The 5,805-nt window shown below is 51.8% G+C and carries 9 protein-coding genes; all 9 read right to left on the bottom strand.

Annotated elements, in window-relative coordinates:
- Positions 1-332 (bottom strand): hypothetical protein (locus Q0600_RS06860; protein ID WP_298758470.1); only part of this gene is annotated, 332 nt, incomplete at its 3' end.
- Positions 322-744, bottom strand: a complete 423-nt coding sequence (locus tag Q0600_RS06855) for an excinuclease ABC subunit A (RefSeq protein ID WP_298081988.1) — start codon at positions 742-744, stop codon at positions 322-324. The genes Q0600_RS06860 and Q0600_RS06855, both read right to left, overlap by 11 nt.
- A gap of 10 nt (positions 745-754) precedes the next feature.
- Positions 755-1,984, bottom strand: coding sequence for a beta-ketoacyl-ACP synthase (locus tag Q0600_RS06850; RefSeq protein WP_298758468.1), 1,230 nt, complete (start codon positions 1,982-1,984; stop codon positions 755-757).
- Complete coding sequence (gene fabG, locus Q0600_RS06845; RefSeq protein ID WP_298758466.1) at positions 1,978-2,712, bottom strand: 3-oxoacyl-ACP reductase FabG; 735 nt, start codon at positions 2,710-2,712, stop codon at positions 1,978-1,980. The genes Q0600_RS06850 and fabG overlap by 7 nt, the downstream gene beginning before the upstream one ends.
- Complete coding sequence (locus Q0600_RS06840; RefSeq protein WP_298758464.1) at positions 2,705-3,133, bottom strand: hypothetical protein; 429 nt, start codon at positions 3,131-3,133, stop codon at positions 2,705-2,707. The genes fabG and Q0600_RS06840 overlap by 8 nt, the downstream gene beginning before the upstream one ends.
- Complete coding sequence (locus tag Q0600_RS06835) at positions 3,130-4,617, bottom strand: beta-ketoacyl synthase N-terminal-like domain-containing protein (RefSeq protein WP_298758461.1); 1,488 nt, start codon at positions 4,615-4,617, stop codon at positions 3,130-3,132. Before Q0600_RS06835 ends, Q0600_RS06840 begins: the two co-directional genes overlap by 4 nt.
- Positions 4,598-5,014, bottom strand: coding sequence for a hypothetical protein (locus tag Q0600_RS06830; protein ID WP_298758458.1), 417 nt, complete (start codon positions 5,012-5,014; stop codon positions 4,598-4,600). The genes Q0600_RS06835 and Q0600_RS06830 overlap by 20 nt, the downstream gene beginning before the upstream one ends.
- Positions 5,011-5,553, bottom strand: coding sequence for a 4'-phosphopantetheinyl transferase superfamily protein (locus tag Q0600_RS06825; RefSeq protein ID WP_298758456.1), 543 nt, complete (start codon positions 5,551-5,553; stop codon positions 5,011-5,013). The genes Q0600_RS06830 and Q0600_RS06825 overlap by 4 nt, the downstream gene beginning before the upstream one ends.
- The coding region (locus Q0600_RS06820; protein ID WP_298758453.1) for a hypothetical protein at positions 5,480-5,805 on the bottom strand (326 nt) is incomplete at its 5' end. The genes Q0600_RS06820 and Q0600_RS06825, both read right to left, overlap by 74 nt.

The following is a 5,805-nucleotide window of genomic DNA, read 5'->3' as shown; positions in this document are numbered from 1 at the left end:
GCTAAAATTTCATCTTTTAAGCGGGCATGAGCAGAAATTTTTAAATTTTCTCCGGAGCTTTTTTGTAAAGCTCTATTTTCACACGCTGCAAAATTTGCGGGATTTATAGAATTCTGCTTGCAGTCCGGAATATCTGTAAAATCTTGCGTAGAATTTAACGCGAAATCATACGTAAAATTTTGACTTGCATCGCAAGCGAGATCGGAATCTCCGCCTAAGCTTACTTCGGAAATTCCGTCCAAGCAAGCGGCGAGTTTTTTGTAAAGCTCCGCCGGCTCGCCCGAAATTATCGCGCTTGCGTACGCTACGCCGAAGCTTAGTTTATTTTGCAATATAGCCTCTTAGCGTGACGCCGTTCATTATCGAGCCTACGCCGCATTCAAACTCTTTGTCGCTTACGAAAACGTTTTTGTAATAGTAGCTCGTGATGTTTACGACCTTGTTGCCGCCCTCTTTTTTGGCTCGGTCTTGAAAGCTAAGCAGCGCCGATAAAAACGCGCGGTTGCATGCGGCTTGATCGCTCTTGTTGACGCTGTTTGTTTTTTTGTTCGAGCTTAGCTGCTGCGTGATCTTTCTGCCTGCGGATTTGTTGCCGAAGTAGAATTTTATGTTCGGATCAAGCTTGGCTTTAGCGTCGGGCTCTGCGAGTGCCGCGGCGATCGGGAAGCGCACGATATCGTTTTTGGCATAAGCCGAATTAGCGACAAAAAGCGTCGCAACTACGAAAAATAGAAATTTTTTCATTTTCTCTCCTTTAGTTGATAAATTTTTTAAAAATCAAAGAGGTGTTTACGCCGCCGAAAGCGAAGTTATTATTCATAACGTAATTCGTATTTATCTCCTGCGGCTGCGTGAGGTACCTAAGCGGCGCACATTCCGGATCGATATCACGTAAATTTAGATTCGGATAGAATAGCCCCTCGTTCATCATCATCACCGAGATGAAGCTTTCCAGCGCTCCGCACGCGCCCAAAGTATGACCTAAATAGCCCTTGTAGGAGCTCACGGGCGTCTGCGAGCCGAAAATTTCATGCGTTGCCGTAGATTCTGCGACGTCGCCCTGTCTGGTCGCCGTGGCGTGGGCGTTTACGTGCCCGATGAGATCCGGCGAAATCGCGGCGTCTTTGAGCGCCAGCTGCATCGCCGCGCGCATAGTCTCACTCTGCGGGCGGGTGATATGCGTGCCGTCGCAGGTCGTGCCGAAGCCTACTATCTCGGCGTAAATTTTAGCGCCGCGCGCAAGTGCGCTTCTTAGGCTTTCTAGCACGAATATAGCGCCGCCTTCACCCAAAACCAGCCCGTCGCGCGCTATATCAAAGGGCGCGGGGCTGAGAGTAGGGGTGTCGTTTTTACAGCTTGTCGCGTAGAGCTTGTCAAACACGAATGCCTGGCTCGGGTGCAGCTCGTCCGCGCCGCCTGCTAGCATCATATCCGCAAGGCCAAATTTTATCGCTTCATAGGAGTATCCGATCGCTTGAGACGCGCTCGTGCACGCAGAGCCTGTGGGGATGAGCCTGCCTTTTAGTCCGTAGTAGATCGCGATATTTGCAGCGACGGTGTGGGGCATCATCTTTACGTATGAGTTGGCGTTGAAGGTGCTATCCTTGCCATGCAAAATATCTATGACCTCGCCCGTAGCCTTTGCGTCGCCGCTGCAGCTACCCGCTGCGACGCCCATACGACCGTCCTTTATGCACCCCTCTTCTAAAAGTCCCGCATCCGCCAGAGCTTTGCCCGCAGCATCGACGCCAAACATCGCTACCTTGCCCATCGAGCGGGTATCTTTGCGGCTCCAGTGCGCAGGCGGCGCGTAGTTTCGTATCGGCGCGCCAAGCCTAGTGTTTAGCTCCTCGCCGAAGATATCCCATTCGCTCATATAAACTACGGCGCTTTTTTGCTGCGCCAAATTCTGCTTGATGCTCGCCCAGTCCCGTCCGAATGCACAGACGTTGCCAAAACCCGTAATAACTACTCTATTTAACATAATCCACCGTCTATTTTAATAACCTCTTTTGTGATATATGCGGAATTTTCGCTTAGCAAAAACTCCACCAAATGCGCTACCTCACTCGGCTCGCCGATGCGGCCTAGCGGGATCGCGCTTAAAATCTGCTCGCTTGCGACTTCGTTTATACCTTCGCTCATCGCCGTTTTGATAAGCCCCGGGGCTACGACGTTTACCGTGATCTTGCGGCTTGCAAGTTCTATCGCTAGCGATTTTGCCGCGGCGATTAGGCCCCCTTTGCTAGCGGCGTAGTTGCTTTGACCGCGGTTGCCGGCAATTCCGCTAACCGAGCTCATCACTACGATACGTCCGCCCTTTTTGGCACGGATCATCGGCATCAGTGCGGGCTTTAGGACGTTATAAAACCCGCCTAAATTCGTATCTATCACGCTTTGCCAATCCTCGCGCTCGAACCACACGAAGGAGTTATCCCGCGTAATGCCAGCGTTTAGCACGATGCCCCAGTATGCGCCGTTTGCCTCTATGTCTGCTTCGATATGTTCCTGCGCCGCAGCGGTATCTGCGACGTCAAATTTTAAAATTTGAACTTCCGCCGCGCCCGCGTCCAAACAGCGCTTCGCTACGTCTTTTAGCTTTGCTTCATTGCGCCCATTTAGCGCCAAGCCGTAACCCTTTTGCGCTAAATTTAACGCGCACGCCTCGCCGATACCGCCGCTTGCTCCGGTAATTAAAATTCTCTTAGCCATTTATACTCTTTATCATTTCGTCGCTCGCGCGCATTACGCTTAGCGTGGCGCTTGCGATATGTTCGCCGCCGCAGCGGATCTCGCAGTCGAAGATATATAGTTCCTCGCCGTCGCTCACGCTCTGCCTCGCCGTCGTAATCACGCGCTCGCCCAATTTTAAGCTTGCGCGCGAAATATCCAGGTTTCGCACGCCCAGCAAAAATCCAAGCCTCGCTTCGCCGTCATTTCGGTAGCCCGAATACACGCCGATACACTGCGCCATTATCTCCATATACGCGTAGCTGCCGAGCTCTCCGTCTTCGGTAAACGGCGAGTCCTCTTTAACGCTAAACGCGCAGCTCGCGTAACCGTCGCTAACCTCTAAAATTTCATCCGCGAAGACCATATATCCGCTCTGCGGTAGGATACTAGATGCTCTCATATGCGTCCTATTATGGTTACGGCGTTGTCGCCGCCGAAAGCAAAGTTTAGATTCATCGCGGTATCTACGCGTGCTTTTTTGGCTTCGCACGCGAGATTAAATTTAGACAGCGCAGCCTGAATTTCGCTCGTTTGTGAAGTTTGATCAGCGTCGTTATTTAAAATTTTATCGCCTGCGTTTTGCAAAGCTTTAGACGCGACCAAAATTTTATCCGCGCTGCTTTTTGAAATTTCACCCTCCGCGCCTTGCAGAATTTCACCGCCCGAGCTGCATAAAATTTGATCATTCGCGGCGTTTAAAATTTCATCGCTCGAGCCGTGCCGTGCCTGTACGCCACGAAAAATTTCAGCCTCTGAGCCGCGCCAAATTTTATCGTTCATAAAATTCGGCGGGATCACGCCCTGTCTGATCGCCTCGTAGCACACGGCAAGCTCGATCGCACCTGCAGCGCCCAGGGTGTGTCCGGTCGCCCATTTGGACGAGCTTGCGGGCGCTGAGGGCAGGGCGGCGCTCATAGCCAAGGCCTCCATCGCGTCGTTAGCTGCAGTGCCAGTGCCATGCAGATTTACGTAATCCACGCTTTGTAGCTGCGCCGATTTTAGCGCGGTTTTGATCGCCGTGATCTGCATGCGCGCACCTGGATCGGGCTTGGTGATGTGGTAGGCGTCGGAGTTTGCGGCGTGAGCCAAAACCGCGATGTCGCTTATGCGCTCGCGCGAAAGCACAAATGCGCAGGCTCCTTCGCCTAGATTTGTACCTGTCCGCGCCTCTGAAAACGGCTTGAGCGGCTGCTCGCTTAAAATCTCAAGCGCACTAAAGCCCTGCAGCGTGAGCTCGTCTAATGCGTCGGCGCCGCCGAATACGACCGCGTCGCAAAGTCCGCAAGAAATGAGGCGCGAGGCTTCGATCAGAGCTTTATTTCCGCTGGTACACGCACTCGAAACTCCGATCGCGACGGATTTTAGCCCGAAGCGTTCGCGGATAAAATTTGCAGGATTTGCGTGAGAGTTGCGCTCGAAGCAGAAGTTTTTAAATTTATCGTTTGCGTCTTTTGAAATTTTGGCGAAATTTTCGCCGTTTGGAGTGGAAATTCCGCTGCACGGCGCGGAGTTTTCGCCGTCTTGAGAGATAAAATTTTCCGCGTCTTTACCGCAGGCGAAAAATTCCGCATAGTTTTCCTGCACGCCGGTATTGGTGGTCGCAAACACCACTCCTACGCGGTACGCGCCGAATTTTTGCACGGCTTGCTCTATTTGCTCTTGCACGTCGAGGCAAGCGTAAAGCGCCAGAGCGTTCGTGCGCGTGGCGTAGGCGCGATCTTTGATCCTCGGTAGCGGCGTATTCACGCGCCCAAAGATGAAATTTTTGCCACAGACGCTAAGTTTTCGCAGAGCGGATCTCTTTTCGCACAGCGCGCTAAAAAACTCTGCGGCGCTGTTTGCGCCCGCACAGATGAGCCCCGGGCTACTTAGATACTGCGTCATATCGGCGCCCCTTTGCGTTTATGGTGAAATTCGCTTTATCCGCATTTTCAAGCAGGGCTAAAAATACGCGCTCGCTTTGCGAATCGGGCGGCAGGAAGCCGTCGTTGCGAAATTTAGCCTCGCCGCCTGCGATCGATAAAATTTTACGTGCGATCGGCGCGCCTAACATATCGAGCCAGACGAGTTTGTAGCGACTCTCCTCGCTGCTTGCGGGTGAAATTTTTGAGATCAGGGCTCTGCTTTTTACGCCGTTAGTATCCGTCAAGATGAACTGTTTTTGGCTAAATTCCGTTATTTGCTCGGGCGCTTTGCGCGCGCATCCGCCTATAAAAAACGCGGCGCAAAGTAGAATGAAAGCCGTTTTAGAAATAGCGTAAAAACGATAAACAGGTCTCAAAAATTCTCCCTAAAAACTAGCGAAATCAAAATCTCGCCCTCCAAAATATAGCTCTTGTGTGACCACGCCCTGCCGCGCTCATCAAGCGCCAGAACCTCTCCGTCCGCGCCGCGCGCCAGCCCCACGCGAGCAAGCGCGTAAAAACCCAGGCTTCGCGCCTTAATCAGCGCCTCTTTGATCGTGTAAATTTTATAAAAAACGAGCGCCTTTTCGCTTTCGTCCGCCGCCGCTAAAAGCTCGCGCTCAAAGACGTTGAAACAAAACTCGCTAGCTGCGGCAAAATCCCGCGGTTTTAAAATTTCAAGATCGAGCCCGAACTTTTGCCTCGCAAAACCCACTGCGACGATCGTTTTGCCATCCGCGCTTTTGTGCGAGATGCAAAATTTGCCGCGTTTTTTAAAGCGCGCCTTAAGCGCCCGTGAAACGCGAAACTCGCGCAGATGGGCTCGTGCGCGCGCTAGCTTCTTATCGCGCCTGCTCAAAAGCCGCCTCGGGGCGCACAGATCCTCGTCGGTGATTAAAATTTTTATCTCGCTCATAAAGCTCTGATTTTACTAAAATAGTCTTTATAAAAATATAAAATAGCGCGGCGGCGTTAGAATTTCGTTTAAAATCTATTTGATACGCTTGGGTCCAAAGGCGCACTAAAACATAAAATTTGTTGCGTTTGCACCAAGGCCTCGGGCGCGGTAAAATTTTAAAATTTAGCTCGTTTGCGATCTGCGCCGCGCGCTTTTTTGGTTCGTCGCGTGTCGCTATGCGGCGTCGGTTGTGTTCGTTGCGCTCGTCTT

The sequence above is a fragment of the uncultured Campylobacter sp. genome, assembly GCF_938041645.1.
Lineage (GTDB): Bacteria > Campylobacterota > Campylobacteria > Campylobacterales > Campylobacteraceae > Campylobacter_B.
The sequence above is the reverse complement of the archived record's forward strand: the minus strand, read 5'-3'. Positions and strand labels throughout refer to the sequence as shown.

Bases quoted from the DNA above. Each gene is read 5' to 3' on its own strand.
- Q0600_RS06855 (WP_298081988.1), bottom strand. From the start codon at position 744: ATGAAAAAATTTCTATTTTTCGTAGTTGCGACGCTTTTTGTCGCTAAT.
- Q0600_RS06850 (WP_298758468.1), bottom strand. From the start codon at position 1,984: ATGTTAAATAGAGTAGTTATTACGGGTTTTGGCAACGTCTGTGCATTC.
- fabG (WP_298758466.1), bottom strand. From the start codon at position 2,712: ATGGCTAAGAGAATTTTAATTACCGGAGCAAGCGGCGGTATCGGCGAG.
- Q0600_RS06840 (WP_298758464.1), bottom strand. From the start codon at position 3,133: ATGAGAGCATCTAGTATCCTACCGCAGAGCGGATATATGGTCTTCGCG.
- Q0600_RS06835 (WP_298758461.1), bottom strand. From the start codon at position 4,617: ATGACGCAGTATCTAAGTAGCCCGGGGCTCATCTGTGCGGGCGCAAAC.
- Q0600_RS06825 (WP_298758456.1), bottom strand. From the start codon at position 5,553: ATGAGCGAGATAAAAATTTTAATCACCGACGAGGATCTGTGCGCCCCG.